This window comes from Lujinxingia vulgaris (assembly GCF_007997015.1).
Taxonomy (GTDB): domain Bacteria; phylum Myxococcota_A; class Bradymonadia; order Bradymonadales; family Bradymonadaceae; genus Lujinxingia; species Lujinxingia vulgaris.
Genome location: NZ_VOSM01000002.1, coordinates 728,625 through 755,503, shown reverse-complemented (window position 1 = coordinate 755,503; position 26,879 = coordinate 728,625). Strand labels below are relative to the sequence as shown.

At 64.9% G+C, this 26,879-nt stretch carries 20 protein-coding genes, 1 tRNA gene and 1 pseudogene; 10 read left to right on the top strand and 12 right to left on the bottom strand.

Features of this window, described 5'->3' with window-relative positions; translation table 11 throughout:
- Nucleotides 1-42 precede the first annotated feature (42 nt).
- From nuoD to FRC98_RS06575, 5 genes and pseudogenes are all read left to right on the top strand, one after another.
- Entirely contained in the window at nucleotides 43-1,248 is a 1,206-nt protein-coding gene (gene nuoD, locus FRC98_RS06595) for an NADH dehydrogenase (quinone) subunit D (protein WP_146980483.1), read from the top strand.
- Between the two features lie 65 nt (nucleotides 1,249-1,313).
- Entirely contained in the window at nucleotides 1,314-2,852 is a 1,539-nt protein-coding gene (locus tag FRC98_RS06590; RefSeq protein WP_146980482.1) for an NADH-quinone oxidoreductase subunit G, read from the top strand.
- Between the two features lie 54 nt (nucleotides 2,853-2,906).
- Complete coding sequence (locus tag FRC98_RS06585) at nucleotides 2,907-4,052, top strand: complex I subunit 1/NuoH family protein (protein WP_146980481.1); 1,146 nt, start codon at nucleotides 2,907-2,909, stop codon at nucleotides 4,050-4,052.
- 59 nt (nucleotides 4,053-4,111) lie between these two features.
- Nucleotides 4,112-4,582: pseudogene (locus FRC98_RS06580) on the top strand (NuoI/complex I 23 kDa subunit family protein); the annotation flags it as partial.
- A gap of 87 nt (nucleotides 4,583-4,669) precedes the next feature.
- Nucleotides 4,670-5,674: a hypothetical protein gene (locus FRC98_RS06575; RefSeq protein WP_146980479.1), complete on the top strand. Its 1,005-nt coding sequence runs from the start codon at nucleotides 4,670-4,672 to the stop codon at nucleotides 5,672-5,674.
- On the opposite strand, the gene FRC98_RS06570 is transcribed toward FRC98_RS06575, so the two are convergent.
- Nucleotides 5,631-7,139: a serine/threonine protein kinase gene (locus FRC98_RS06570; protein ID WP_146980478.1), complete on the bottom strand. Its 1,509-nt coding sequence runs from the start codon at nucleotides 7,137-7,139 to the stop codon at nucleotides 5,631-5,633. The genes FRC98_RS06575 and FRC98_RS06570 overlap by 44 nt on opposite strands.
- A 221-nt stretch (nucleotides 7,140-7,360) precedes the next feature.
- Here FRC98_RS06570 and FRC98_RS06565 point away from each other — a divergent pair, with 221 nt between their 5' ends.
- Complete coding sequence (locus FRC98_RS06565; protein WP_146980477.1) at nucleotides 7,361-8,293, top strand: hypothetical protein; 933 nt, start codon at nucleotides 7,361-7,363, stop codon at nucleotides 8,291-8,293.
- 22 nt (nucleotides 8,294-8,315) lie between these two features.
- Here the strand turns inward: FRC98_RS06565 and FRC98_RS06560 are convergent, their stop codons facing one another.
- Entirely contained in the window at nucleotides 8,316-8,843 is a 528-nt protein-coding gene (locus FRC98_RS06560; protein ID WP_146980476.1) for a 2'-5' RNA ligase family protein, read from the bottom strand.
- Between the two features lie 444 nt (nucleotides 8,844-9,287).
- On the opposite strand from FRC98_RS06560, the gene dnaJ reads away from it, so the two are divergent.
- Nucleotides 9,288-10,400, top strand: a complete 1,113-nt coding sequence (dnaJ, locus tag FRC98_RS06555; RefSeq protein ID WP_146980475.1) for a molecular chaperone DnaJ — start codon at nucleotides 9,288-9,290, stop codon at nucleotides 10,398-10,400.
- A 100-nt stretch (nucleotides 10,401-10,500) separates the two neighbouring features.
- On the opposite strand, the gene FRC98_RS06550 is transcribed toward dnaJ, so the two are convergent.
- The 8 genes from FRC98_RS06550 to FRC98_RS06520 form a co-directional block, all read right to left on the bottom strand.
- The gene (locus tag FRC98_RS06550; protein WP_146980474.1) at nucleotides 10,501-11,130 is read right to left on the bottom strand and encodes an RNA polymerase sigma factor; all 630 of its coding nucleotides are present in this window, start codon (nucleotides 11,128-11,130) and stop codon (nucleotides 10,501-10,503) included.
- A 63-nt stretch (nucleotides 11,131-11,193) separates the two neighbouring features.
- The gene (locus FRC98_RS06545) at nucleotides 11,194-13,974 is read right to left on the bottom strand and encodes a tetratricopeptide repeat protein (protein ID WP_230467346.1); all 2,781 of its coding nucleotides are present in this window, start codon (nucleotides 13,972-13,974) and stop codon (nucleotides 11,194-11,196) included.
- A 91-nt stretch (nucleotides 13,975-14,065) separates the two neighbouring features.
- Nucleotides 14,066-14,608 (bottom strand): nuclear transport factor 2 family protein, encoded by a 543-nt coding sequence (locus FRC98_RS21365; RefSeq protein WP_230467345.1) that lies wholly within the window; start codon nucleotides 14,606-14,608, stop codon nucleotides 14,066-14,068.
- A gap of 100 nt (nucleotides 14,609-14,708) precedes the next feature.
- Nucleotides 14,709-16,994, bottom strand: a complete 2,286-nt coding sequence (locus tag FRC98_RS06540) for a tetratricopeptide repeat protein (RefSeq protein ID WP_146980472.1) — start codon at nucleotides 16,992-16,994, stop codon at nucleotides 14,709-14,711.
- On the bottom strand, nucleotides 16,957-17,628 hold the full coding sequence (locus FRC98_RS06535; protein WP_146980471.1) for a DUF192 domain-containing protein: 672 nt from the start codon (nucleotides 17,626-17,628) through the stop codon (nucleotides 16,957-16,959). Before FRC98_RS06535 ends, FRC98_RS06540 begins: the two co-directional genes overlap by 38 nt.
- Nucleotide 17,629: 1 nt before the next feature.
- Nucleotides 17,630-19,936: a HEAT repeat domain-containing protein gene (locus FRC98_RS06530; RefSeq protein ID WP_146980470.1), complete on the bottom strand. Its 2,307-nt coding sequence runs from the start codon at nucleotides 19,934-19,936 to the stop codon at nucleotides 17,630-17,632.
- A gap of 238 nt (nucleotides 19,937-20,174) precedes the next feature.
- Nucleotides 20,175-20,393 carry a hypothetical protein gene (locus tag FRC98_RS06525; RefSeq protein WP_146977353.1) on the bottom strand — a complete coding sequence of 73 codons (219 nt, stop codon included), beginning with the start codon at nucleotides 20,391-20,393 and terminating at the stop codon, nucleotides 20,175-20,177.
- Between the two features lie 102 nt (nucleotides 20,394-20,495).
- Nucleotides 20,496-20,566: transfer RNA gene (locus FRC98_RS06520), tRNA-Gln, on the bottom strand.
- Between the two features lie 202 nt (nucleotides 20,567-20,768).
- Here FRC98_RS06520 and FRC98_RS06515 point away from each other — a divergent pair.
- On the top strand, nucleotides 20,769-20,975 hold the full coding sequence (locus FRC98_RS06515; protein WP_146980469.1) for a DUF465 domain-containing protein: 207 nt from the start codon (nucleotides 20,769-20,771) through the stop codon (nucleotides 20,973-20,975).
- Nucleotides 20,976-21,156: 181 nt separating this feature from the next.
- Complete coding sequence (locus FRC98_RS06510; RefSeq protein ID WP_146980468.1) at nucleotides 21,157-24,294, top strand: tetratricopeptide repeat protein; 3,138 nt, start codon at nucleotides 21,157-21,159, stop codon at nucleotides 24,292-24,294.
- 98 nt (nucleotides 24,295-24,392) lie between these two features.
- Here FRC98_RS06510 and FRC98_RS06505 read toward each other — a convergent pair whose 3' ends face one another.
- A complete protein-coding gene (locus FRC98_RS06505) occupies nucleotides 24,393-24,848 on the bottom strand; it encodes an RrF2 family transcriptional regulator (protein WP_146980467.1) in 456 nt (151 codons plus the stop codon).
- Nucleotides 24,849-24,870: 22 nt separating this feature from the next.
- A complete protein-coding gene (locus tag FRC98_RS06500) occupies nucleotides 24,871-26,100 on the bottom strand; it encodes a DUF368 domain-containing protein (RefSeq protein WP_146980466.1) in 1,230 nt (409 codons plus the stop codon).
- Between the two features lie 77 nt (nucleotides 26,101-26,177).
- Between FRC98_RS06500 and FRC98_RS06495 the strand changes: the two genes are divergently transcribed.
- Nucleotides 26,178-26,867, top strand: coding sequence for a hypothetical protein (locus FRC98_RS06495; RefSeq protein ID WP_146980465.1), 690 nt, complete (start codon nucleotides 26,178-26,180; stop codon nucleotides 26,865-26,867).
- The last annotated feature ends 12 nt before the right edge of the window (nucleotides 26,868-26,879 follow it).

Genomic DNA, 26,879 nt, shown 5'->3' with positions numbered 1-26,879 from the left:
TGCCCGGCGGCCCCCCTCACCTTCATGCAAGGGTTTTGAATCATGGCCGAAGATATCTACAAGCCCATTGACCAGGACATCCACAGCGAGCCGATGATCCTCCAGATGGGTCCCAGCCACCCTGCCACCCACGGCACGGTGCGCTTCACCCTGACGCTTGAGGGCGAGAAGGTCATCAAGTGTGAGACCGAGGTTGGCTACCTTCACCGCGGCTTCGAGAAGGAGTGCGAAGAGGCGACCTGGACGCAGGTCTTCCCCTACACCGACCGTCTCAACTACGTCAGCCCGCTGCTCAACAACTTCGGCTACGCGCTGGCCGTTGAGAAACTTCTCGGCATCGAAGTCCCCGAGCGCTGCGATTGGATTCGCACGATCATGGGTGAGCTCAGTCGCCTCTCCGACCACCTGACCTGCATCGGCGCGGGTGGTCTGGAGCTTGGCGCGATGACCGCCTTCCTCTACGCGATTGAAGGACGCGAGCTCGTCTGGGACCTCATCGAGCAGGTCACCGGCGCGCGCCTCACGGTGAGCTACGGCCGCATTGGCGGGCTTAAGGACGACCTGACGCCCGACTTCGCCGAGCGCTGGGCCTACACGCGCGAGCGTCTCAACGAGATTCACGCGATCACCCACAAGCTTCTGACGCGTAATCGTATCTTCCTCGACCGCATGGAAGGTACCGGGGTCATCACCCCGGAGATGGGCGTCTCCTACGGCTACACCGGCGTCTGCCTGCGCTCGACCGGCGTGGCGTACGACGTGCGCAAGGACCACCCCTACTTCAAGTATGGTGAGGTGGACTTCGACGTACCCGTCGGCAAGCACGGCGACAACATGGACCGCTACCTCTGCCGTATGGAAGAGCTGGTGCAGTCCATCCGCATCATCGACCAGTGCCTGGCCAAGATGAAGCCCGGCCCCATCAACACCGATGATCCCCGGGTCGCCCTGCCCAGCAAAGACAAGGTCTACAACACCATCGAAGGCATGATCTCGCACTTTAAGATCATCTTCGAAGGCGTTCAGGTCCCCGCCGGTGAGGTCTACAGCTATACCGAAGGCGGCAACGGCGAATTGGGCTTCTACATCGTGTCCAACGGCACCGGGAAGCCCTGGAAGATTCACGTTCGCTCGCCGAGCCTGATCGTGATGGGCGGTATCCACAAGCTCTTTGAAGGCGGCCTGCTCGCTGACATCATCCCCACCTTCGACACCGTCAACATGATCGGTGGCGAGTGCGATAAGTAATTACGGAGCGTGGTCTAAAGCGCTCGCCATGCTGAGCCGGGCGCGCCCACCCCTGGAGTAGTCAAATGCCAAAAGTCACCATCAACGGTACCGAGATCGAGGTCGAGAAAGGGACCACCATCCTGCGTGCGGCCGCTCAGGCCGGCTACGAGGTGCCCCACTTCTGCTACCACCCGGCCCTGTCGATCCCGGCCAACTGCCGCATGTGTCTGGTCGAAGTCGAAGGCTCCTGGAAGCTGCAGCCCTCGTGCTATTCGCAGGTCAGCGACGGGATGGTCGTCAACACCAAGAGCGAGCGCGTGATCAAGGCCCAGAAGGCCGTGCTCGAGTTCATCCTGATCAACCACCCGGTCGACTGCCCCATCTGCGACCAGGCCGGCGAGTGCAAACTTCAGGACTACTACATGGCCTACGATGCGCAGGAGTCTCGTCTGCGCACCGAGAAGACGGCCAAGGTCAAGGTCTTCCCGATCGGCCCGGAGGTCCTCTACGATGGCGAGCGCTGCATTCTCTGCACGCGCTGCGTGCGCTTCTGTGAAGAGATCACGGGCACCAACGAGCTGACCGTTATCCAGCGTGGTGACGCCGCCGAGATTCGCCCCTTCCCGGGCCGCTCCCTCGACAACCCCTACTCGGTGTGCACCGCCGACATCTGCCCGGTGGGCGCGCTGACCTCGCGTGACTTCCGCTTTAAGTGCCGCGTGTGGTTGCTCAGCTCCACCGACAGCGTATGCACGGGCTGCTCCAACGGGTGCAACATTCACCTGGAGCACTTCCGCAACGAAGTGCAGCGCTACCGCCCGCGCTTCAACCCGGACGTCAACGACTACTGGATGTGCGATGCCGGTCGCCTCAGCTACAAGGCCATTCACACCGACCGCATGACGCGTCCGATGAGCAACGGCGCCGAGCTCAACTGGCACGGTGTCAGCGGCACCGCCGCCGACAAGCTGGCGCGCGCCACCGAAGACAAGGGAAGCCTGGGCTTCGTGGTCAGCCCGCAGGCCAGCTGCGAAGACCTCTTCCTGGCGCGACGCTTCGCGCGTGAGGTGCTCGGTACCGACCGCGTCTATGTGGGCGGCAACCCCGACGGCTTCGAAGATGACTTCCTCATCAAGGCCGACAAAAACCCCAACACCCGCGGCCTGGAGACGATCTTCGGGGCGTCCGGTGAGCTTAAGGGTTTTGATGCGTTGATCGCCGATATTGAGAGCGGCGCCGTGAAGTCCCTCTACATGATGGAGACGCAGATCCCGGTGGCCACCGAAGAGAAGGCACGCTTTTTGAGCGCGCTCGACAAGCTCGATCTCTTCGTGCTTCAGGCTCAGCATCACGGGGAGCTCTCCACCAAGGCGCATATCGCGCTTCCGGCCTGCTCCCACGCCGAGACCGAGGGCACCTTTGTCAACTTCGACGGGATCGCCCAGGAGTTCGACCGGGCCTTTGCCCCGCCGGGTGAATCGCTGCCGCACTGGCAGATCTTTATGCGCCTTGCCCGGGCGATGGATCACAAGCTCACTTACACCTTCGTCCATCAGATCCGTAAGGAGATGTTCGAGGACTCGGCGGCCGCAGAAGAGGCGTCTCAGACCCCTGCTGAGTAACGACACTGAGGCTCGCCCCGTTGCGCTGCTCTTCGTTGAAAGGATGAAATCATCATGATGGTCGAAGTGCTCATTAGCCTGGTTAAGATCTTCGTCATCGTCCTGGGGTTTGTCATGGCCGTCGCCGGCCTGCTGACCCTCCTGGGCGACCGTAAGCAGTCTTCGAAGATCCAGAACCGCGTTGGACCCAACCGCGCCAAGATCCTGGGGATCGGCGTGCTGGGTATCCCCCACTTTCTGGCCGACGGCCTGAAGCTGGTCCTCAAAGAGAATATTGTGCCGGCAGGCGCAAACCGCTTTCTGCACACGCTGGCACCGGCGCTGGTCCTGGCACCGGCGCTGATCGGCTGGGCGGTGATCCCCTTTATGGACCACTACTGCACCGGCACCGTGCAGACGACGGCCGAGTACACCGAGATCTGCGTGGGTGGGGAGTGGAAGAACTACTTCTCGATCATGCACCTGAACGCGGGGCTGCTCTTCGCGTTCGCGATCGCGGCGATCTCGGTCTACGGCGCGGCGATTGCGGGTTGGGCATCTAACAGCAAGTACAGCCTGCTCGGTGGTCTGCGCTCCTCCGCCCAGATGATCTCCTACGAGGTCTCGATGGGCCTGAGCCTGGCCGGTGTTCTGCTTATCTACGGCACGCTCGATCTCAATGAGATGGCGCGCATGCAGGGCTACCTCCTCTGGGACTGGCTGCCGATGTGGGGCATTGTGGTGCAGCCGCTGGCCTTCTTCCTCTTCTTCCTGGCGGGGATGGCCGAGACCAAGCGCGCGCCCTTTGACCTTCCGGAAGGTGAGTCGGAGATTGTTGCCGGTTACCTGACCGAGTACTCCACGATGAAGTTTGCCGGGATGCAGCTCGCTGAGTATGCGGCCACGGTCTTTATCGCTGCGCTTATCGCGGTGCTCTTCCTGGGCGGCTGGCAGATCCCTTACGTGTATGCCGACGGCATCCGTATCTTCGACAGCCACTGGGTGCCCTTCGGTGAGCAAGCCTGGTACTGGATCTCGATCTTCCTTCGCGTGCACGCGATGATCTTCAAGATTCTGGTGCTTGTCTGGCTGCAGTTCATGATGCGCTGGACCCTTCCCCGCTTCCGTTACGACCAGGTCATGACTCTGGGCTGGAAGATCTTGCTGCCGCTGAGCATCGCCAACCTCTTTGTGACCGCGCTCATCGTCACCCTGCTTTAATTCGAGCCCGTCGGGCGCGTTGACGCGCCCGGCCCTCGCCATCTGAACCGAGGTCGTTGATGGCCAACGTGAACGTCAAAGTAATCGATCGTGAGCCGCAGTCTCTCTGGGAGAAGAGCTACATCCCCGAGATCATCCGCGGGCTCGCCGTGACCACCGGTCACTTCTTTCGCAACCTGAACCCGAACAAAGAGAAGCGCACCACGTTTACGCGCAACTATCCGGAGGAGCCGACGATCTATCCGGAGCGCTACCGTGGCCTGCACCGCCTGATGCTGCGTGACGACGGTCAGGTACGCTGCGTGGCGTGCATGTGCTGCTCGACGATCTGCCCGGCAGACTGCATCCACATTGAGGCCGGCGAGCACGACGACCCGACGATCGAGAAGTACCCCTCGGTCTTCGTGATCGATGAGCTGCGCTGCATCGTGTGTGGTCTGTGCGTGGAGGCCTGCCCCTGCGATGCGATTCGCATGGACTCGGGCACCCACATCCCGCCCTATGGCGAGCGCAGCGAAGCCTTCTACGATCGCGACCTTCTGATGAGCATGGGTGGTCGTTCGCAGGCCGTCCAGGGTGGCAAGCGCTAAGAGGTTGAAGTCGCCTCGGAGACATGCATGACAAGGTCGAACAGGGCGCATTCAGCAGGCCCGCTCCTCGGGGCGGGCCTGCTGCTTTTGGCGGGCGGATTAAGCGTCGCGGCGCAGGTGCGCGCTTCGAGCGACGCGCCGGCCGATGCGGATTGGGAGCGCGCTGCCGCTGAAGTGGTCGCCCGGGCGCAGGCTGAGGACGCGATCCGCGTCGAGCCCACCTGGTCGGAGAGCGCGCTGGTGCACCTTGGGCCGGTGGGAAACCTCCTGCACCGCCATCATCACCCGCAAATTGAAGATTTCCAGGGGGTTGAACGCGTCTGGCTGATCGCCGAGGCCGATCGCCAGGAAGACGGCGCTGCGCGCCTGCCACCGGGCACCGAACGCCTCTCGACGGAGCGTTATGGGGAGGTCGTACTCGATCTTTATCAGCTCCCCGCAGAGGTTCAGCTCGGCCCCTCCCTTCTGGCAAGGCTTCCCGATGCTCAGATCGAACACGTCAAAGCGCGTGGCGAAAACGCCACGCGCTGCCGCCGCTGGGACGCGCGTCGTGAGCGCTGGATCTGCCCGGGCGCACACTATGTGGGAAGTGAGCTGCTGGAGGTCGGAGATGACCCGCGGCGCTGCATCTGGGCGCACGCCCTCAAGCATGGCGAGTCGCTTCGGGTGAGCTTTCTCGCCGAAACACTCCTGGACGAAGAGATGGATGAGGGGCGGTGGCTGCGACTTCGCGCCGGCGTCGATCTGCGCGGCGCCCGCCACGAGCGCGCGCAACCGATGTCGTACGAGGTGTTTCTGGGCGACCGCGCGGTGCTCTCACATACCGTCGATCGTTTCGACTCGACCTGGATGGCTCATACCATCGACCTCAGCGAGCTTGGGCCCGACGAGGAGCTTCGACTGGAGATTCGCGCCGAAGACCCGGAGGCCCACGGCCGGCGCTTCTGCTTTAACGGCTGGGTTATTGACGATGCTCAGTCACAGCTTCTCAGAGATCATAGCGGAAGCGTTGAATCGAGCTCGTCGAAGTGATCTTCAGCGTCTCGCGACGAGTGGAGTCGCCGGCGCGAAGCTCAATCTGGTAGGTGCCCGGTCGCAACGTCGTCTGGAAGGGGGTTTTTCCTACAACGTCGCCATCGACGACGATCTCGGCGGAGGGCTGTGAGGAGATCGCCACGATCTGCCCGTCGGCGTGGCGCCAGGTTGAGGATGGCGCTGCATTCTCGGCGGCAGCCTCCGGCGGAGAATCATCGCCCGCGGCGTCTTTCTCACCGGAGATCATAAGATAGCCCACCGCGAAGAAGGCCACGAGCAGGCCGACCATCAGTAGCGAAAAACCGGCGACCAGTGCGACCGACTTTCCTTTCGAAGGTTCGGGTTCCGCCCCTGCGTCAGGTTGCACGTCGGCGCTCTCGGACGTCCGGGTGAAGCCCGGGGCGCTTCGCTCGTCGGCGTCCGCCTGAGGCATCTCGCGGGTGGTCAGGCGCGGCCCGGCCGAGGTGACGCCGTGTTTCTCAAACCCAAAGAGCTGCTCGGTGGGTTTGGCCAGATCCAGGCCACGGAGCTGGCGCACCATGATGGAGAGCTCCCGAGTGCCAACCACCTCGGTGTAGGTGCGCATAAAGGTCTGCAAGGCCCGCTGCATGGTCGCGGCATTGGCGAAACGATCTTCTCTGTCTTTGGAGAGTGCCCGCGCGATGATGCGCGCGAGTTCCTCGGGCACGTCAGCGCGATAGGTGCGGATGTCGGGCGGCTCCTGCGAGAGGATCATGGAGACCGCTTTAAGATCTTCGCCAAAGGGCTTGATGCCACTTAAGAGCTCGTAGAAGAGCACGCCGATCGAGAAGATGTCGGCGCGCCAGTCCAGAGGTTTGCCCTCGATCTGCTCGGGGGCCATGTACGCGAACTTCCCTTTGACCGCCCCGGACTCGGTCTTGGTGGTGTTGATGCTGGCCTTGGCCACACCGAAGTCGACCAACTTGACGACGCCGTCGTTGGAGATGAGCGCGTTCTGTGGCGAGATGTCACGGTGAATAAGCCCAACGTGGTTGCCATCGCGATCGACAAAGTCGTGGGCGTAGTCGAGGGCTTCGAGCAGGTCAGAGACAATTTTGACGGCGTACGCTACCGGGATCTGTGAGCCGCGCTCATCGAGTGCCCGCGAGAGCTGCGCCAGGTCGAGGCCATCGATGAACTCCATGGCGATAAAATACTCACCCTCAAGCTCTCCGAGCTCAAAGACCTGCCCGATGTTGGGGTGGGTGAGGTGCGCGACCATGCGCGCTTCATCGAGGAACATCTGGGCGACCTGCCCCTCCTGAGCCAGGTGGGGGAGGATGCGTTTGAGCACGAGCTCTTTGTTGAAACCGCCCGGCCCGCGCTGTTCCGCCAACCATATCTCGGCCATTCCCCCGACCGCGATCTGGCGAATCAGCGTGTACTTTCCAAACTGTGCGTCGGCGTGCATGGCCGCCGGGCCTTTGATGGTCGTTGTCATGCGGCTGCTCCTTGTGGCCGTCCGAGGTCACGACGGTATGAGAGAGCGGCCGGCCAGGCAAGCCCGTCCACCGGTGGTCGCAGCCGCGGGCAAAAAACTTGGCGCCGCGTCACTCTCCTTTACACTGCAATTCGTCGCACCGGTAAAGCACTTAGGGGCCATGGAAGGTCTCCAGGGCCGGGCGACGCGATATCCCGAAATGGATGTTAGGGAGAGAGACGATGGCAAGCAGAGCGTGGAAGTCGACCGGATGGGCGGTGATGGCAATGGCGATGGCAAGCGCAGGATGCGCTGCCTCGACCAGCGCGCCCTTTCATATGTACGCCTCGCCAGTGTTGGAAGATGAGCTGGCACCTCCGGGCGCACGGGGGCTCTCCGGCGAGGATAACGCGAGCGCCGGGGTGCTTCCCACGCAGGTCTACGTCTATCGCAGCAACGCCGGGCCGGCGCAGCCCGGCCAACGACGCAGTCGCCCCGCTCCGGGCGCCACACAGCCTTCCCGCGCGCCGATGGACAGCGTGGCCCGGCCGCAGCGCCCGGCGCTGGCCAGCTACCGCCCCGGCGCAGCGGCCACCGGGAGTTCGGCCACAAACGCCGAGAGCGCCTCGATGCCACCCGCACCGCGCGGCCCGGCCGCCCCGAAGGCTGACGGTCCGCTGGCAGCGGCCTACGTGCACGCGGTCTTTGAGCTCAACGGCGTCACCTTCGCCGAAGACGCCGCCTCAAGCGTGCCCGAGCTCTACAGAGCCTGCCGCACCGAGGGAAAAGTGTACCACTCCAGCCGCCCGGCGATCGGCGACATGGTGTTCTTTCACAACACCTATGACGCCAACGACGATGGCCGCAACAACGACTGGTACACCGCGGTGGGCATCGTCGAAGAGCTCCAGTCGGAAGGCACCGTCTCGGTGCTGGCCTATCTGGGTGACGGGGTGCGCAGGCTCTATTTGAACCTTGAGCAGGTCGATCGCGAAGAGCTCTCCGCTGGCGATCAGGCCAACAGCGTGTTGCGAGGGCAGCACGAGAGCGATCCGCCCTTTACGCAATACCTGGCCGGGCAGCTCTTCGCGGGCTTCTGCAATGCGCTGGGCGACCGTGATGAGCTGATGGTCGTCGACAACTGGCAGCCGGGCATGGAGCTCGACTCCGAGTGAAGTATGGGCGTGTTCGTCGCGCTCAGTGCGCCGCCGCCCCGGCTGAGGCAGCCCCCGAGGTCGGCCCGAGCAGGCAGAGAGACCCAAGTTCCCAGCACCCCTGAAGATCCTCATAGACCGTTCCCGCACGCAACAGATCACAGAGCGCCGCGGGGCTAAAAGGGCCAAGCGCAAGGCTGATATGAGGCGTCCACGAGGCCGGGCTGTAGAAGGGGTGCAGGTGGTAGCCCTGCGCCATCAGGCGAACATTGATGGCCTGAAAGTAACGATCGAGCGCCGGGTCGCGCACCACGCTCAAAAAGAGCACCTGACGGGGCCTGGCAAAGACGCCCAGCGCGCTGGTGCGGATGATGTCCGGGGCCTCATGGAAGGGCTCGCGCAGAAGCACCTCCAGGGCGTGCGGATGAGGCGTCGTGATCATCTGAAACGAGATATGAGGCACCCTGCCCGCCCGCGGGATCTGGTGTGGCGAGATGAGCTCGGTGCGATCCCAGAGGCGTTCGATGCGTGCGTTGAGATCGTCACCGAGGCGAGCGGCGACTGCATACATGGGGCAACTCCGCAGCGGGATCCGGGTGGGGCACATCATCGGCACGGGGTAAGTCGCCGATGCGCGCCTTCTCACACTGGGATCTTAGACGCCTTCAGGCGCGGGCCAACACCTCGGCGGCCCTGCTCCACCCGCGGCGGCCATCGAGCGCCGGAATAGTCAGCCGGTCTTAATGGTGATTCACAGGCACGCGATGATTCCACTGCGATTGCAAGATGTTAGTATCACTGTACAACTTGCCCCCGGCCTCTGTGCGCCTAGATTGGCGACGTTCTCGGGGCCGCACCATGCGCTCCGGCCCGCAGCCCGCCTTGACAAGCGCGCCCGGGCGTTGCGAGGTTCTGGCGCGAACATGCCAGGCCCAGCGGCCGCTCCCGACATGCTGGCGCGCGCCGTGCCCGCCCCCAACTTAAGTTTCTAAGCACCACCCAGGACGAGCCCCCTATGAGTAAGCGCGATTACTATGAGGTGCTCGGCGTCTCTCGTGACGTCGACGATAAAGAGTTGAAGAAAGCCTACCGCCGCCTGGCGATGAAGTATCACCCGGACCGCAACCCGGATGATGCGCAGGCGGAGGCCAACTTCAAGGAAGCCGCCGAGGCCTACGAGGTGTTGAGCGACGCCCAGAAGCGGGCGCGCTATGACCGCTTCGGCCATGAGGGCGTGCGCGGCGCGGCCGGCCCCGGAGCGGGCTTCCACTCGATGGATGATATCTTCTCGCAGTTCGGCGACATTTTTGGCGATATGTTCGGCTTCGGCGGCGGGCGCGGTCGCCCGCGGGGCGGACCTCAGCGGGGATCGGATCTTCGCGAGGATATTCAGCTGACCTTCAAAGAGGCCGCCTTTGGCACCTCGCGCACCATCTCGGTGGTGCGCCACAACGACTGTGAGACCTGCTCGGGAAGCGGTGCCAAACCGGGCACCTCCCCGGTGACCTGCTCGACCTGCCAGGGACGCGGGCAGATCAACCACAGCCAGGGCTTCTTTACGCTGACCTCGACCTGCCCTCATTGTCAGGGAAGCGGCAAACGCATCGAAGATCCCTGCGATGATTGCCACGGCTCCGGAAAACAGCGCGCGACCCGCGAGGTGAGCGTGACGATCCCGGCCGGTGTCGACACCGGCATGCGTCTGCGGCTGGGTGGCGAAGGTGAGGCCGGCACGCGCGGCGGCCCCCCGGGCGATCTTTACGTGTTCATTCACGTGGAGCAGAGCGAGGTCTTTGAGCGCGACCACGAGCACCTTCACCTGCGCCAGCCCATCAGCTTTGTGCAGGCGATCCTGGGCGCGGAGATTGAGATTCCGACCCTGGAGAGCACCGAGACCATCACGATCAAGCCCGGCACCCAGCATGGCGACACCCAGGTGCTCAAAAACCTTGGGCTGGCGCGCGTGCAGGGCTCGGGCCGGGGCAACCTCGTGGTGCATTTCGACGTCGAGATCCCCACGAAGGTCTCCTCCAAAGAGCGCGAGCTTCTGGAGAGCTACGCCGAGCTTCGCGACATCCCGGTCAAGAAGGGTGGATTCTTCGACAAGCTCAAAGAGAAGATCAGCTGATCGGTGGGCGATCGCCGGGGCGCGTCCTACGCGCCTGGCCACGCCCCACTTAAGGGCGCTTTGCCGCAGATGTGGCGAGGCGCCCTTCTTTTTTTGAGACTCAGTTGGAGATGTCTTCTTCTCGGCCCAGGTAGGGCTCGAGCGCGGCCTGAAGAAAGAGGCGTGCGCGGTGCAGGCGCGTCTTAACCGCACCGGTGCTCAGCTCCAGGACGGTGGCGATCTCATCGAGGCTCAGGCCTTCGATCTCGCGCAGCAAGAAGGCTGCCTGGTACTTGGGGTCGAGCTGATCGATGGCAGCGAGGATCTGCTCGCGCAGCTCGCGATTCTCCGCCGCCTCATCGCCGCGCACCCGCCAGCCCGCGGGCTCGCCAGGGGCGGATTGCTCCAAATTCGCCGGATCGGAGACGTCATCGACGCTCACCTCGGCGCGCCGGCGAGTTTTGCGAAGACGCATCAACGCGGCATTGACCACGATGCGGTACATCCAGCTGCTGAGCTGGGCGTCGCCAGCGAAGGTGTCGAGCTTGCGATAGATGTTGATGAAGGCTTCCTGCACCACGTCCTGGGCGTCGGCCTCGCTCTTTGTGAGGCTCAGCGCCAGTCGGTAGGCCTTGTCGCGGTGACGCTCCACGATCTTCTCAAACGCCGCAAAATCGCCCTCGACCGCGCGGCTGGCGAGCGCGACGTCATCAAGCGAATCGAGGAGTTCTGCGGGGAGAGGATCGGTCATAGGAGGTCAACACCGTAAAAACCTGGAGGTGAGCCGGGGCGCGAGCCCTCGGGGGCCAGCGCGTCACTGGATCTGACGAGCCTTATCGTGCCAGCCGCCACGGGTCAATTGCTCGCGGGCGACTTCTTTAATGGTAGACGCGCGCTGCGGATCGCTGAGCGCAGCGCGTTCAAAGGCGGCGATGGCCTCATCGGGGCGCTCCAGCTCCAGGAGCGCCGAGGCCACAGCCAGGTGGGCCGAGGCGCGAAAGGTCTCAATGGCCGCCCAGCGGCGGGCCGCGCGCAGTTGCAGCTCGCCATGGCTGGACTCGACCATATCTTGCGCCAGGCGCGGGTCATGGGGGGAGAGTTCAAAGCGGGCCTGGCGAGCGCGGCGGGCCAGCGCGTCCTGACCAAGCGCCGCGGCGCGCTCTTCCAACAGCGTCCAGGCCTCCGCGGACTGGGGATGGATGGAGGCTGCGGCCTCGGCGTGCACCAGGGCCTCTTGAAGCTGCTCGCGTTGGGCGGCAGCGCGCGCGAGGGCCAGCCGGAGCTCGGGGCTCTCCAGGCCGGCGTCGAGCGCACGTCGCCCCGCCTGCAGAGCCTCATCACTCTGTCCGAGGGCATTAAAGGCGTGCACGAGTACCGCCTCAACCCGCGCCTGCGCCATCGTATCGGCTCCCGCTGCACGCCGGCGCGCGCTGGCGATCAACACCCTCGCCTGGTCGCCGCGCCCCTCCAGCGCGGCCACAAAGGCCTTGTAGGCGCCCTCCTCGACCGCGTCGGCGTGTTCAACCTCCTCGCCGGCCGCCATGCGACGCACCCGATCGATGTCGATCATCGGGTGCGCCATCAACGGGGCGTAGCGCTTTTTGAGCCAGGCCTCGAACCCCGCGTCGAGCTCCTCGATGGAGCGACCGAGCAGGGCCGGGGCCAGCTGATCGAAGCGCGGTGAATCTGCAAATCCGCGCAGCAGGCGAGTGGGCGCGTCGCGCCCGCCGATCTCGACGATGTAGTCGATCGCGAGGCTCGCCAGCTGGTAGGCGACGATCACGTCAAAGCCCCGGCCCGCCAGAAAAGCCTCACCGAGCTCACTCAACGCCGGCAAGGAGCCGTGTTGCAGGCGTCGGGCGATCTCTTCGTCATGAAAACGTCGGTAGCTCGGGTCGCGCTCCCCGCTCTCGTACTCGGCCAGCCCCTCGGTGAACCAGCGCGGCACGCGCGCCTCGGAGAGGCGCAGGTGGTAGGCGTGAGCGGTCTCATGCCAGAGCACCATCTCCCAGTTGAAGTCGGCGTCGGCCGGGCTGCGCAGGAGCACGGTGTCACCAAAGCAGATGCCGTGCGGATCGATCTGCGGCACGCCCACCGAGCGCACCGAGAAGGTCTGGGGTTCGGGGTAGATCTCGACGATCAGCGGCTCAATGCGCAGGTCGTAACGCGCAGAAAAGACCTCATGAGCCTCATCGACGAGCGGGAGGCTCGCGGCCTTGAGAAGTTCATGCTGCCGCATATGTGCGCGAAGACGCAGCCCCGGGGAGGCCGGCGCGGTAAGGTAGTCGCGCAGGCCCCGCTGGTAGAGCTCCAGCATATTATGGACGCGCACATGGAAGCGGTCCTCCTGAGCGGCGCGCTCCAGGACACCGAGCGCGCGGGCCTCGTCGCCGGTGCGTGTGAGCGCGAGGCCAAGTCCAGCCAGGGCGCCGGCGTCGTCCGGGTTGCGATCCAGTGCCTCTTCAAAGAAACGGACGGCCTCGGCGTGACGGTTGTTCAGCGCGGCGGCCTCACCCACCACGCGCCAGAGTTTGGAAGAGCGCGTGCGATAGCGGATAAATCGCTTGCTCGCGTTCTCAAAACCCAACCTGTCGCCGCCCAGGTAGCGGACCGCGGCCAGGAGGCTGAGCGCATCGCCGTGGTGCGGCGAACGCTGCAAGACCCGGTCGGCGATGTCGGCAGCGCGCGCCCACTCGCCACGGGTCATCGCGAAACGCGCGCGCTGCAGCGCGATGCCCGGATGGTGGGGCGCGATCTCATCGGCACGGGCAAGGCGATCTTCGGCGGCGGCGAAGTTGCCGCTGACGAAGAACTCGATTTCGGCCATCAACCGGTGGGCGTCGGGATGTTGAGGTGCTGCCTCCAGGGCGCGCTGAAGCGAGTCCTCGGCCTCGGCGTGGTTGTAGCTGGCGAGCATCAGCTCGGCGAAGGCGATATGAACGTCGGGATGGTCAGGCGATTGACGCGCGGCCCTTCCCAGCGCGCGGTTGGCGTCGCGCATACGCCCCAGGATCTGCATGCCGCGCCCCACCGCGACGAGCTCCCGCGGATCATCGATCAGTCCGTCGTTGTAGCGGGCTGCCATCGCCTCCAGAATCGCGGTGGCTTCGTCACGTTCACCCCGCTCCCAGAGGAGCTCTCCGAGCGCCAGGCGCACGCGCATGCTCTGCGGCAGCGCAGCGAGCGTGTCGCGCAGCAACGCCTCCGCCTCGTCCCAGTCCCCGGTAAAAAACAACATCTCAGCATGCGCGACCGCCGCATCTGCACGCGTCGCATCGCCGGTCGCCAACGCTATAGCCTGCTCGCTCATCTGCAGCGCGCCGGCATCGTCGCCACTCCAGTGGGCGAAGCGGGCGCGTACGATCAGCGACGCGCTGTCATCGCGCGCTCCGGCAAGTGCTCGGGCCTCGGCAAGGCGTCCGGCCTCAAAGGCGCTGGCCGCATCGCGGACGCTCGCCAGATCCTGGCGCTCGGCGTTTGAGAGCGCCGTCACCGAGGTTTGTGCCTGGCTGACCATCGGCGGTGACCAGACCAGAGTCGCTCCCAGCGCCAGGAGCGCTCCGCGCCAGAAGATCTGTCGGTTGCGCTGCTTCATCGCTGCTCCGGCTCTGGTCTGGTGCTGCGCCAGGGGGCGCAGCGCGCCTTCACTGTGGGTATGCCTACCCCGATATTGCTCTGAGCCCGGCTCAGAGCCCGCCGACGATCTTCCAGCGGTCTTCTTCGCGCACAAGACGCAGGCGGTTGACGTCGACGCCAGCGTCCCAGGTCTTCTGGTCGCCCACTTCGTACTGGTAGGCGTAGTCGTACTCATAGTCGACGTGGGCGCGCTCACCCTTGACCTCAAGCCCCTTGACGACCACGGCCATCTGGATGCGATCGGCGTGTTGGGCGGTCAACTCGAGCACCGAGACAAGCTCGTCACGACCGTAGTCATCGGAGGTGGTCTCGGTGGTGCCGGCGTTGTCGTAATAATCGTCGCTCACAAGCTCGTTGAGCGTGCCGTAGTCCTTCTCGACGACCGCCTGGCGGTAGCGGTAGAGCACATCGAGCACCTCCCGAGCCTCGGTGGTATCGAGGATCTCGCTCTCGGCGTCGATGCTGAACTCGGCGTCGTCGGCGTAGAGGGAGTCAGGGGTGATGTAGCGCGAGGCGCAGCCCAGGCTCAACGTCACAAAAATCAGCGTCAACAGCGCCACGGTGGCGCGGGCGATACCTCGGGGCATCAACATACAGGGCTCCTGCTCGGTACGTGGGAAGCACTGAAAGCTCCCTCAGAAGTTCTTCATCGATGAGCGCACCGGCGTGGGGCCGGCAGCGCGACGTCTAACATTAACGATTCTCGTTGCTATTCCGTCGCCAGCGCACGCGATCGAGCCACTGAAGGGCCTCCTCGCGGTAGCGGGTCAGCGGGGATTGACTCAGCGCCTCAAAGAGCGCCTCGGCGTCCTGCCCGCGGCCCAGGAAATAGTGGACCTGACCTAACATCAGGGCGGCCTCAGCGTCCAGCACCTCAACGCCCATCGCACCGTGGGCACGCTCAAGCCAGGGGCGCGCCTCGACCCACTCCCTGCTCTGCCAGAGACGCCGCCCGATGAGGTAGGCGACCCCGGGATCATCGGGGCTCTCTTCGGCCCAGCGCAGCAGCCGATACATGCCCATCGCCCCGCCGGGCGTATCGACCAGGTAGGAGCGCGCACGACGCTCCTGCTGACCGGCGTAGCGAAGACGCATCTGCAGCGAGCGCTCCAGATCGACGGGCACGCCCACCTCCAGGCAGCGCCCGTAGCTCTGCGCCGCTCGCGCCGCCTGGCCTGCTTTCCAGTGGAGATCGCCCTGCAATGACTCCAGCTCGGCGCGCTCCACAGGGCTCAGGGGCTGCTCCATATGCGCCTCCAGAAGCTCGATTGCCTCCTGAGTCTGCCCCATCTGGGAGAGCGCGCGGGCGAGCTCCATATGCGCCCAGAGCAGCTCGGGCTGCGCATCGAGCACGCGGCGCAAAAGCAGGATCGCCTCGGCCGGCTGCCCCTCCCGCGAGGCCTCACTGGCCTGGCGTCGCCACTCGGCCATGGTGCGCGCGCAGACCTTGGCGAAGATGCTGGGGCGGTCGTAGATGTAGCGGGCCACCTCGCGCTGATCCTCATTGAGCTCAATGGCGTCGATAAAGTGCTCCCATTCGGCAACCAACGCGCCGACCTCTTTGCCGTAGGCCCCCTCAAAGTCTCCCTTGCCGTAGGCCTCTTTAAAACGCTCGATGCCATAGGTGTCGATCAGGTAGCGCACAAAGGAGCCCATCAGGGTGTAGGCCCGGCCCGATGCCTGGGTCCAGAAGCCGGAGGCGCCCAGCAAGGCTCCGAGGTCGGGGGCGATCTCCAACTCGCGCATCGCGCGGCTGGCTTCATGGGCGGTAAGCTCGCGCGCTGGCCACTCCGCCGCAAACGCCACGCCTTCGACCAGGCCCATATTCACGCCCACGCCTCGCTGCATACTCAGCCTCAGCGGGCCGCTCCCGAAGGGTTCGGTGAAGATATGGGCGAGCTCATGGGTGAGCATCCGATCGCCTGTGCCTCGCCAGAGGATGTGCATCTCGTGGAGCCAGATCTTGGCCACCATCGTGTTGCGCCCGCCCATCAGCGCGCCCTTGGAGTCGCGATCTTGATAGACGAAGCTGCGCACCTTTCGACCATTCTCGGCCACCGGGTCGGTCCCGAAGAAGCGCTGGAGCTGGTCGTAGCGGTACTCATGGTCTTCGGCCAGAAGCGGCGCCATCTTCTGCCAGGCCCGCGTCTGCGGGTGGTAGATCAAAAAATGCTCGGTCTCAATGACACCCCCGAGCTCCGCCACAATAAACGCGCGATCGATGGCGATGCCGGCATCCTGCCGGTGGGCAAATCCCACCGCGAAGATGAGTGTGGTCGCGATGGCGAGTGCCGCGGTCCACCCGGCGCGTCGCTCCCGGCGCCAGCGCCGGCGCGCATCGAGCGCGGCCACAACCGCCACAATCGCCAGCATATGCAACGCCCGGTAGGCGATCAGGCTCACAGGCACCGCCAGCGCCTCATCGTAGATCGAGCCGCCGAAATACCCCAGAAACCACTGATGCCCCACAATGGGAGGCTCACTGGCCAGGTGGTACAAGAGCGCCGCGACGTCGAGCAGCGGCAAGCCAAATGCCACCACGTAGGACAGCCTGCGACCTTTGAGCAGGGTCACCGCAACCCAGGCGCTGGTCGTGCCCATGAGCACCGCCATCACCGGAATCAACGCCCAGAAACTCAACCCGGCAGCCCAGTCGCAGTTGGGCACCCGCAGGCCGTTGAGCGACAAAATTACAAGGGGTGCCACCAGCATGGCGAGGTTGCGCAACGCCAGGCGCCCGAAGTCCAGCGCGCGCCCCTCAAGAAGATCGAAGCGTCGCGCATCGGCCACCGTCAGCCCGGTGGCAAGCAACCCACCGAGCACGCCGAAAAACGCCGCCGATTCGTATCCCACCAGGTTGAGCAGGGGCACAAAGGAGAGCACCACCGCAGCGAGCGCACAGGCGCCCAGCGCGACCAAATAGGTTCGCGTCAGGTTCAGCTCAGCGACGCGGCGTGTGATGGCCTTCCATATGTTCAAAGCGCACCCGGGTGCCTTCGCCGATGCCCAGCTCGGCGCTCAACCCACCATTGATCTCAAAGACGTACCGCGCCGGCCTGTCCACGCGCCGTGGCGAGAGCGTCTGCGGCTCGGCCATCTCCACGACTCCGACCACTTCGCCGGCGTCATCGATGAAGATCATGTCGAGGGGAATCAACGTGTTCTTCATCCAGAACGAGAGCGAGCGCTCGGCGGGATACACAAAGAGCATCCCCCAGTCGTCGCGCATATGCGGGCGATACATCAACCCGCGCGACTGCTCGGCCGCGGTAAGCGCGAGCTCCGTATAGAAGCTCGCCAGCGGCTCGCCCCCCTCCTCCGGCATTTCAGCGTCGGGGGAGAAGAAGCTGAGCACGGGCGTATCTTCGTCACGCTTCCCGCTCATCGCCGGGGGCACCTGGCAGGTGCTCTCGATGCAACGGTAGAAACTCTCGCACGCTTCATCGAGCACACAGGCTGTGGTCTCATCGGCACTCCCATCTGCGCCAGGCGTCGCGGCTTCATCGCCACCGGAGGTGTGCTCGCAGCTGAAGGCCATCGTCATCAGCCCCAGCAGCAGCACGAGGCATACACGGCTCCCCAACGATGCAGAGATGCTGGGCGACGAGGCCATCTCAGAGCTCCTCAAGCGTAGAGCGGATCAGCGCTTGCAGTTGCGGATCTTGCTCATCTTCAAGTCGGGCCTGAAGGCGAGCCTTCTTGGAGCTTCCAGGCATCTTCGCCATGGCCAGGATCGCCTCGCGACGCACCTCGGTTGCGCCGTCGCGCAGGGCCGTCTCCACCAGCGGCTGCGCGCTGGCATGACCGTTTTCGCCAAGGGCGCGCACGGCGACCGCGCGCAGCTCCGGCTCCTCGGAGTTGACCTGCAGCGCGATGTTCGTCACGGCCATCGCCAGATCGAAGCGCCCGAGCTGATTGAGCGCGGCGATCTTCACCTCGCGCGCCGGATCGTTGACTGCGCCGCCGAGAAGACCCAGATGACGGCGCACCGTCTCGGTATCACCACCGATCGTGAAGGTCGTCAGCGCCCGCAGCGCCGCCGCACGCACCGCCGCCGACTCGTGGGTGGCCATCGGGCGAATGCGCTCGATCTCACTCGGATCGTTGCGCATCCCCATGGCGTCGACGGCCGCAGCAACGACCATCGGATCTTTATCGTCGAGGTAGGCCTTAAGCGTGTCGGCCTGCTGGTTGGCCGGAGCGTTGCCCAGGGCCAGCGCCACGCTGCGACGCACCTCGGCGGAGCGATCGTCGGTCATCTCACTGAGGCGAGCGAGCGCGCGCTCCCCGCCGATCTGCCCCAGCGCGCGGGCTGCGGCCCCGCGGACGGCATCATCGCGGCTCTCGCTCCCTTCAACAAGGCGCGAGACGACCTGCGAGGAGGGTGAGCCTCCCTGGCGCGCCGCGCGCTCACCGAGCGCCTCATAGGCCACCCGCTGCACGGCGATGTCCCGCGACTCGGTCTGCTTGAGCACCTCATCGAGCGACTGGCTGACCATGATCGTGTAGGCCGCATCCACAAGTCGCTCTTCTTCGGCGCCGGAAGCATCCTCGGCGCGCTCTCGGAGCGCGGCGACGCTTGCCACATCGTTCTGCAGCACCAGCGCTTCGGTCGCGGCGGCACGGCGGCGGGCATCGGCATCGCTCAAAAAGGCTTCCAGCGCCTGGCGACCGGCGTCGGTCTTCAACTCGGCGACCTGATTGAGCGCCTGATTGATGTGACCCTCACTGCGATGCTTCGCGATGTAGGTAAGGCCGGCCAGGCGCACATCGGCAGGCTTGCCCGAGGCCGAGAGGTCGTCGGCGAGCTGCAGCCGAACCTCGGCGTCGATGCCTTCGGTACTCAGTGATGCCACCCGGGCCTCATGCGCATCCAGCCCCTCAAGAGAGGCCGCCGCGCGCATGGCCAGCTCTTTATTTTCCGCACTCAGCGTCTCGACGAGCGCCTCGACCACGCGCGCATCGCCCGAGAAGCCCGCCAGGGCCTCGGCCGCCGCCAACTTCTCGGCATCTTCGCCGCGACGCAGCAAAAAGAACTGCTTTTGAACGTTGAAGCGCTTGTCGCGCGCCTTACCCAGAAACTCGGCCATCGCCCGCGCGAGCGTCGCGCTCGACTCATCCGGCATACGCTCGGCAACCGCTGTGAGCACACGCTCTTCACCGGCCTCTTCCTCGAGCACGCGTAGCGTGGACTGGCGCACCCGGGCATCTTCGTGGCTCAGCAGCGGCAGCACTGCATCCAGGCGCAGATCGCCCAACTTCGGCAACACCTCCACCGCCGAGCGCACCGTGTGAGCCTGCACCGCATCGAGGTAGCTGTAGACCTCGTCGACAACCTCGGTGCGCTGGCTCGACCAGCGCTCGCGAACATCAGACATCGCCACAAGCTCGCCATCAGGCATGATCACCTGCGCGCTGGTCACCGGCCCCGGGGGCACCACCTTCCAGAGCGGCACGCTGAGCGTGTACGCCGCAAAGGGCACGTCGGCCCGGGTCAGCGGACGATCGGCGTGGCCCGGAAAGCTCACCGCCGGCACCCCGAACTCGGTCATCGTGTAGACGGCCTCGGCGATGATGATGAGCGCGTACTGAGCGTGGTTGCGGTCGATATGCACCTCCACCGTCGCCCGCTCCGGAACTCGCCCGGAGATCTCCACATACGAGTTCCCATAGGTGGGGCGCTTGGCGCGGCGAAGGCTCTCAAAGGCCCGCTCCAGCGTCTCTTTGGTCACATCGCCAGCGAGCGAGCCCTCGGCGCGCGGCACCAGCATGTAGTCGCGCTCATCGGTCAGACGAACCTCCTCATAAGAGAAGCGCACATTGCCGCCCTGAGCCCACGCCTGGGGAAGCCCACCGAACGTCCCCGCCGACATCAAAAGGCCCGCTACCAGGGCACCTACCCGCTTCTTCGCTTTCATCATCCAGCCTTCTCCTGCGATCGTTGTCCGACGTCGTCCTGCTCAAGGTGTTGCGGGGCGTCCCGCGCCGAACCTCTGCTTTAGAGCCCGCCACCATGACCTATAAGACGGCGCTTCTTCAAGATCATTCCAAATAGAGTCGCCGCGCAGGCCCGGATTTTGGCCACAAAAAAGCCCGCTCAAAGGCGGGCTTTTTTGTCATCGGCGTCGCGGACGACGCCTGACAGAATGCGGTGCGTGATCAGGCGCTCTTGTCGAGCAGGCTGCCCACGTGCTGGCCGTGCTTCGAGACCAGCGCCAGGCAGGAGTTGCTCGTGCAGGCCCACAGCATGCCGCTGGGCCCTTCCGTGAAACGCATCACGCGCGTGATCTGCATCTCGGTCTGGCACACCGGACAGGTGCGGCTGTCGGCTTTGCCTTTTTTCTTACTCGCAATTTTTGCGGGACGCTTGGTAGCCATATCGTTTCCCTGCTCTGTGAAGCCCCGGCGGCGCCTGTTGCGCTACCGGCGGCGTCTTTCGTGGTTAAATGCCGCGTCACCCTGCTCTGGTGAGTGACGTCATTCGGGGACTAGGATTCGAACCTAGATTGACGGGACCAGAACCCGCTGTCCTGCCGTTAGACGATCCCCGAGCGCGCCCGTCGATATCGGGCATCCCCTCTGGGAGGCGGATAGCTATCCGATGGGCAGGGGTGTGTCAACAGGTTTTGCGCCTTTTGACCCGAGGATAACACAGGTGGTGGTTGAATATTTCCTCGCAGATCCTCACACTGAAGCTGTGGCCCTCAAGGGTGAGCTTGAGGCCATCCCCCCCTACCCCATGGCGAGGACGCTATGCAGCAGCGCAGAACCCCGATGTCCGAGAGCCCCTCTTCGCTCGACGAGCTTCGCGCTCAACACCTCGAGCTTAAGGAGCGACTTCAGGCACTCGAGAAGCTGCGATCGCTCTCTCCCGAAGAACAATTTGAGGCGCGCGTCATTAAGAAGCGCAAACTCGCCATCAAAGACGCGATGCGCGCGTTGGAGCAACAAAACACCTGAAAAACTCGCCGCAGGTGCTACCCGGCGTTAGCTTTACGTGCGGCGAAATAGCCGCGCGATGCGTCGCGGTTTTGCAGACAGGCCCTTCGAGCCAGGCGCTCGCCACCCGTGGCACGCGCCCCATCGACGGGTCTTGCCCGACGATCTCCACTGACCACCTCTGCCACCCAGGCACGTTTCCATGACTCGACGTCCCCCTGCCCCCCGGCTGGCTGCGGGAGCGCTGGCGGCTACTGTCGCGATCGCCCTTTTGAGCTTCGGCGCCGGCTCCGCACCTGCTCAGGACGATGAATCCCGCGTCGACACGATGGCGCACGCCGGACAGCCCCCGGCTCCGCGCCACGCCGCGCTGGACCAGGCCCGCCAGCTTCTGGAGCGCTCCACGTCGGCGGCGTCTCGCGCCGCACAGCGCTGCTCCTCGGCCACCCTGGTGCGCGAGGAAGCCCGCCAGGCGCTGCTCTGGCAAAAACCGCAAGAAGCGGCCGCCGCGCTCGATGGTCTTCTTAACGCGGAGTGCGGTGAGGCGGACGAGGCACTCAACCTCACCCGCTTTCAGCGCGCCTACCTGGCCTACCACCAGGGGGACCACGCCGCCGCGCTGGCCCGGCTCGACGCGCTCGAGGGCAGCACGCCCATCGACGACTACGTCGACTACCTGCGCGCACTCAACTTAAGTGAACTCGAGCGCCACGAAGAGGCCGCTCGGGCCTACGGTCGGGTCTACGACGCCAAAGACAGCCCGATGATGTGGCGCGCCCGCGCCGCCCAGGCCGAATCTCTGATGGCCGCCCGGCGCTACGAGCAGGCCGCGCCCGTGCTCACCCAGATCGCCGAGACCTTCCCCGACTACCCGCGTCGCCATATCATTCTGTACCTGCAGGGGCGCGCTTTCGAGGAGATCGATCGCCCGGAAGACGCCGCCCGCGCTTACCAACTGGCCTGGTTTGAGTTTCCCTACAAAGAGGAAGGTGAGCTTGCCCGGGAGCGCCTCGACGCGCTCAAAGCACAAGGGGTGGCGATCCCCGAGATCCCCCGCGAGGATCTTCTCAAACGCTTCCGACAACTTCGCGTCGACAAGTTCTGGCCCCTGGCCCACGAGCTCTTCACCGGCCTTCTGGAAGCGCACGCCACCGAGAGCGGCGACTCCGCCTTCGAGAATGAAGTGACGCTCGAGATCGCGCTGAACCGCTACTACAGCCACCAGTTTGAAGCCTCACTCCCCTACTTCGAGGAGGCGCGGCGGCGTTTTGAAGCGGGCAACGAAGCCGGCATGAGCAAGCGCACCCTCTACCGCTTCCACAGCTTCGCCCTGGCTCGCCTGGGGCGCTTCGATGAGGCGATTGAGGCCCTGGAGACCCTCTACCGCGGCGAGCCCACCCGCGAGCTTGTGAGCGCCCTGGCGGGCTTCTATGAGCAGCACGGCCGCTACCCCGAGGCGCTCGCTGCCTACGATCGTCTCTACAGCGCCTACCGCAAGCGCGGCTGGCATTACACCTACCTGCTCTACAAGAGCGGCAAGTTCGACGAGGCGTATGACAACCTGCGCCGCCTGGCGGATCGCTCCAGCGGCCAGAACCGCGCCAAATACCTCTACTGGACCGCCCGCACCCTGGAGCGCAGCGGCAACGACGAAGAGGCCGCGCTGGTCTTTGACGACGTGGCCCAGGCCTACCCCACAAGCTACTACGGGCTTCAGGCCGCAGGACGCCTTCTCGACCTTCGCCAGCGCGCCGGAAGCGATGGTGGCTTCGTCCAGGCCGAGCGGGTCGTCGAGAGCTCCGATGCGGTCTTCGACGCCTTCGACGAGGCCTCCTTCTACGGCTTTCGCCAGGCTCCCGCGTCCTACCAGGATCCGCGCGCCACGCCCCTCTCCGGCGCGCTCACCGAAGACGGTCCGGTACGCCGCACCGACACCGGCCCCTACTACGCCACGCCCTGCGATCCGGCAGACGACGGCTGCGTGACAACGCCCTCGATGGTCGCCCCCGGAGTTGGCCTGACCTGGAACCCCGGTCGCCCCCTGATCGCCCCGTCGCAACTTCTGGGCGTCGAGCCTGACACCTCCCGCGATGAGATCGACGACACCGACCGCGACAACATCGCCGGCCTCGACGATCGCAATGCCCCCCAGGCCCGTGTCCCCACCGGGGAGGTGGACTTCACCCACCCTGCAGGCCGCGTGCGCTACAACGCCGAGGCCCGCATCTACTGGGGAGGTCGCAACGGCTCTGACATGGCCTTTGTGAACTACGCCCGCGGCGAGATGATCGGGCCGGTGCCCGAAGCCATCACCGCCTACGATGATGACACCCACCGCGGCGGCCTGGCCCGCGCCGTCGAAGAAGCCGGCGAGCTCTTCCCCAACCTGGAGCGCGCCCAATGGCTGTGGCAGGCCGGCTGGACCACCGAGGCCCGCCGCGTCATTCGCGATGTCAGCCTGGAGTTCCGCGGCATCTCGCGACGCGCCCGTGCCGGCTCTCGCCCGGTGGAGCTCCCCTACCACCGCTGGGGCTACTACATCGACAACCGCCCTCCCCGTAAGCAAGCCCAACTCTGGGGCATGGAGTCCGATGAGCTGCGCTTCCCGGTGGCCACAACCGCCTCGGAGCGGCGCGACCAGATCGCGCGCCAGCAGGCCATCTTCGACCGCCGGCGCCGTCTTGACACTGTGCTGGTCCACGCCTTTCAGGAGGTGGGTGATTACCACCTGGTCCGTCGCCACGCGCTCGGTAACACTTGGTGGCTGCGCCGCGCCCCCGAGGGCGAGGCCCGCCGCTACTGGATGATGGCCTACCCCCGCGCCTTCCCCGAAAAAGTCATACCCCTGGCCAAAAAACACGGCGTTAACCCCTACATGATCTGGGCGCTGATGCTGGTGGAGAGCTCCTTTAACCCCGACTCGCTCAGCCGCGCCGACGCCCTGGGGCTTCTGCAGGTCATCCCCCGCACCGGCCTGAAGATCGCAGATCTCTTCGGTGACGAAGACTTCGGCCCCTACGATCTTCTCGAAGAAGACAACGCCATCGCCCATGGCATCTTCTATTTCAGTCGCCTGGTGCGGAAGTTCCACGGCCAGGAGCTCTTCGCCTTCGCCGGCTACAACGGCGGCCCCCACCGCGTGGGCGCCTGGCTGGAGATGCGCGGCCACCAGATCCCCCTCGATGAGTTCATCGAGGAGATCCCCTACGCCGAGGCCCGCGGCTACGCCAAAAAGGTGCTGCGCTTTGTGAACCTCTACCTGCGCATCTACGAAGATGGCGAGCCCCTCTACGTCGGCCAGAACATCCGCCAGGATTACCTGGAGATGCCGAACTTCTGAGAGCTGCGCCGGGCCTCACCGGCACACACCTGAAAAAACGAGAGCGCGCTTGCCACTGGCGAGCGCGCTCTCGTTTTTCAAGCTTCGCAACCCTGGATTCAGATCTGGTAGATCGGCCGAAAATCCTCCAGACGAAGCTCCGGCACGCTGTCGGCGATCGACTGAATCGAATAACGCTCCAACACCCGAATCGTCGCGTCGCGCACCTCACACCACACCGGCCCAAACGCCCGCTGGCGCTCGGTGAGCTCTCCTTCGGCCGCCGCAGTGCGGTCCTCGTAGCCCAGAGGCGCCACCGGCCCGTCGAGGTGGCGGATCACGCTGAGCAGCGTGATCTCGCTCGCCGGCCTGGCCAGCATATACCCGCCGTTGGCCCCACGTTTGCTGCGCACAAAACCACCTCGCTTCAGATCGGCCATGATGCCTTCCAGAAACTTCCCGGGAAGCTCTTCTTCGTCGGCGATGGTCTGAATACTCATCGGCTCGCAACTTCTCGCCCCGGCCAACGTCACCAGGGCGCGAAGCCCGTACATCGTGCGTGCGCTGATCTCCATGATTGACTCCTCTGCCGCGACCTCAGCTCTGCAACGAGCCAGATTGATGCGCGCTTCCCACCTTACCCAACACCGTGACCAACACCGCGCCCACCAGCGCGGCTATGATCGAGGCGACCACCGTCGCGTCGACTCCGGCCGGCATCACGTTGACGACGTAGCCGCCAGCCATCCCCCGAAAGGGCCAGATGCCCCGAAGACAGCCCAGCATCAGCCCCACAAGCACGCCGAGCGTGGGCACAGTGAAACGGTGCAACAACCAGCTTAACACCCGCGAGAAACTCAAAATGCCAATGGCTGCCCCGGCCATAAAGAGCCCCACATACATCGTCGCATTGAGTGGAAGGCTCCCCGAGGCAAGCCCCGTGATCACGCCTTTAAGCGCGTTGAGCACAAAATAATAGCCGCCCAGAATCAACAACAGGTACGACCCGCTGATCCCCGGCAGGATCATCGCGCAGATAGCGATCATGCCCACCACAAAGATGTACCAGGGCGCCGGCTGCGGGATCTTCACCGGCGTCCCCGCCGGAATGATCAACGCCTCATAGGCCTCACTGCGCGCCTTCACCGCATCTTTATCCCGCGCGGCGTCGGCATCCGGCGGCGTCAGCTGCATCTCGGGGTAGGTTGCGTCCATCACCTCACGCAGCGGCGCATTCTCCGGCGCCCAGAAGACCTGCTCGGTCGCCCAGGCGCTGGGCTCTTCGCGCACCACCTCGCGCATCGTCTGCTCCTGAGAGCTGACCTCCGTCCACGTCATATTGGTCTCAAAGGTCGTGGCAGGGTTGGTCAGCACCCAACCCACCACCACCCCCACCACCACAGCAGCCGCGGCCACCGTCTTCATGGAACCGTCGCGAAACTCGATCATCCTAAAGGGCACCGGCACGCTCGCCAGGATCAGCCCGAAGAAGAGCGCGCGCATCACCTCCGGGTAGCGCTCCAGCAACCCCGGGAGCACAAGCCCGCCGACGGCGATGGCCGTGGCGATCCCCGCGCCGAGAATCATCAGGAAGACGAGGTTCAGACGCTCCAGAGCAGCGAGCAGCGCGCGCCAGTCTTCGTCCTTTCTGCCCTGGGTCAACCACCTCCCCAGGGGGGCCACCCACCTCAGGTTGAGCCCCTTTATCGTATGGACCAGCTCGGTGTAGATTCCCAGAATCAACGCCAGCGTCCCGCCGCTGACTCCGGGGATGATATCGGCGATGCCCATGCATACGCCTTTGAAGTAGAGCATCACTCGCTGCATCCCTGCCTCATCTCTGCGCGCGCCCTCGCGAAGAGCGCGTTCTGTGGGGTCTTCTCAATGCCCCGAAAGGTTAAACGATGTCCGACGACTTCGCGCCATCGATTGGCGACAACTATTCCGACTATCTCAACGACGAAGCCGGATACCTTTACCACGCATGGGAAGTCACCTCCATCGGCGAGGCCGCTCGCCATGACCGGTGGCTGCGCTGGGAGGCGCGTGGAGAACTTCCGCTCCATGAGGCTCAAAGCGACCTGGAGCGCTGGGGGCTGGCCCGCCGCTGCGCGCAACTTCAGCGCATCGACGACTTCCTGAGCCTGACCGATGCCATCCTCTCTGGCGAGCGTTATCACCCGGCGCTTCATTATGGCGAGATCGCCCTGCAACGCGCCGCCGCCCTGGCCCGCGGAGGACGCCTCGCCGACGCCTTCGCCATGGTCGAAACCTCGGCCGCGCTGCCTCAGCCTCTCCCCCTCACCCCTGCCCGCGCACGCGCCTGGCTGACCCTGGCTGCGGGCGATGCCCTGGAAGCCGACCGCCTCTACCTCGATGCCCTGGGCGATGAACCCGACGGCCAGCTCGCCGAGGTTCTCTTTGAGATCGCCGAAGACTTCGTGCGCGCCGGCGCAACCTCGCAGGCTCGCGCCTGGATCGAGCGCACCGCCGCACACCTGGCCTCCCACAACGATAGGCTCACCGCCGTCGACCTGGAACTTCTGCGTGACGAGCTTCGCGCCCTTGAAGGGACCTCTTCTGCGACGACTTGAACCTGACATCAC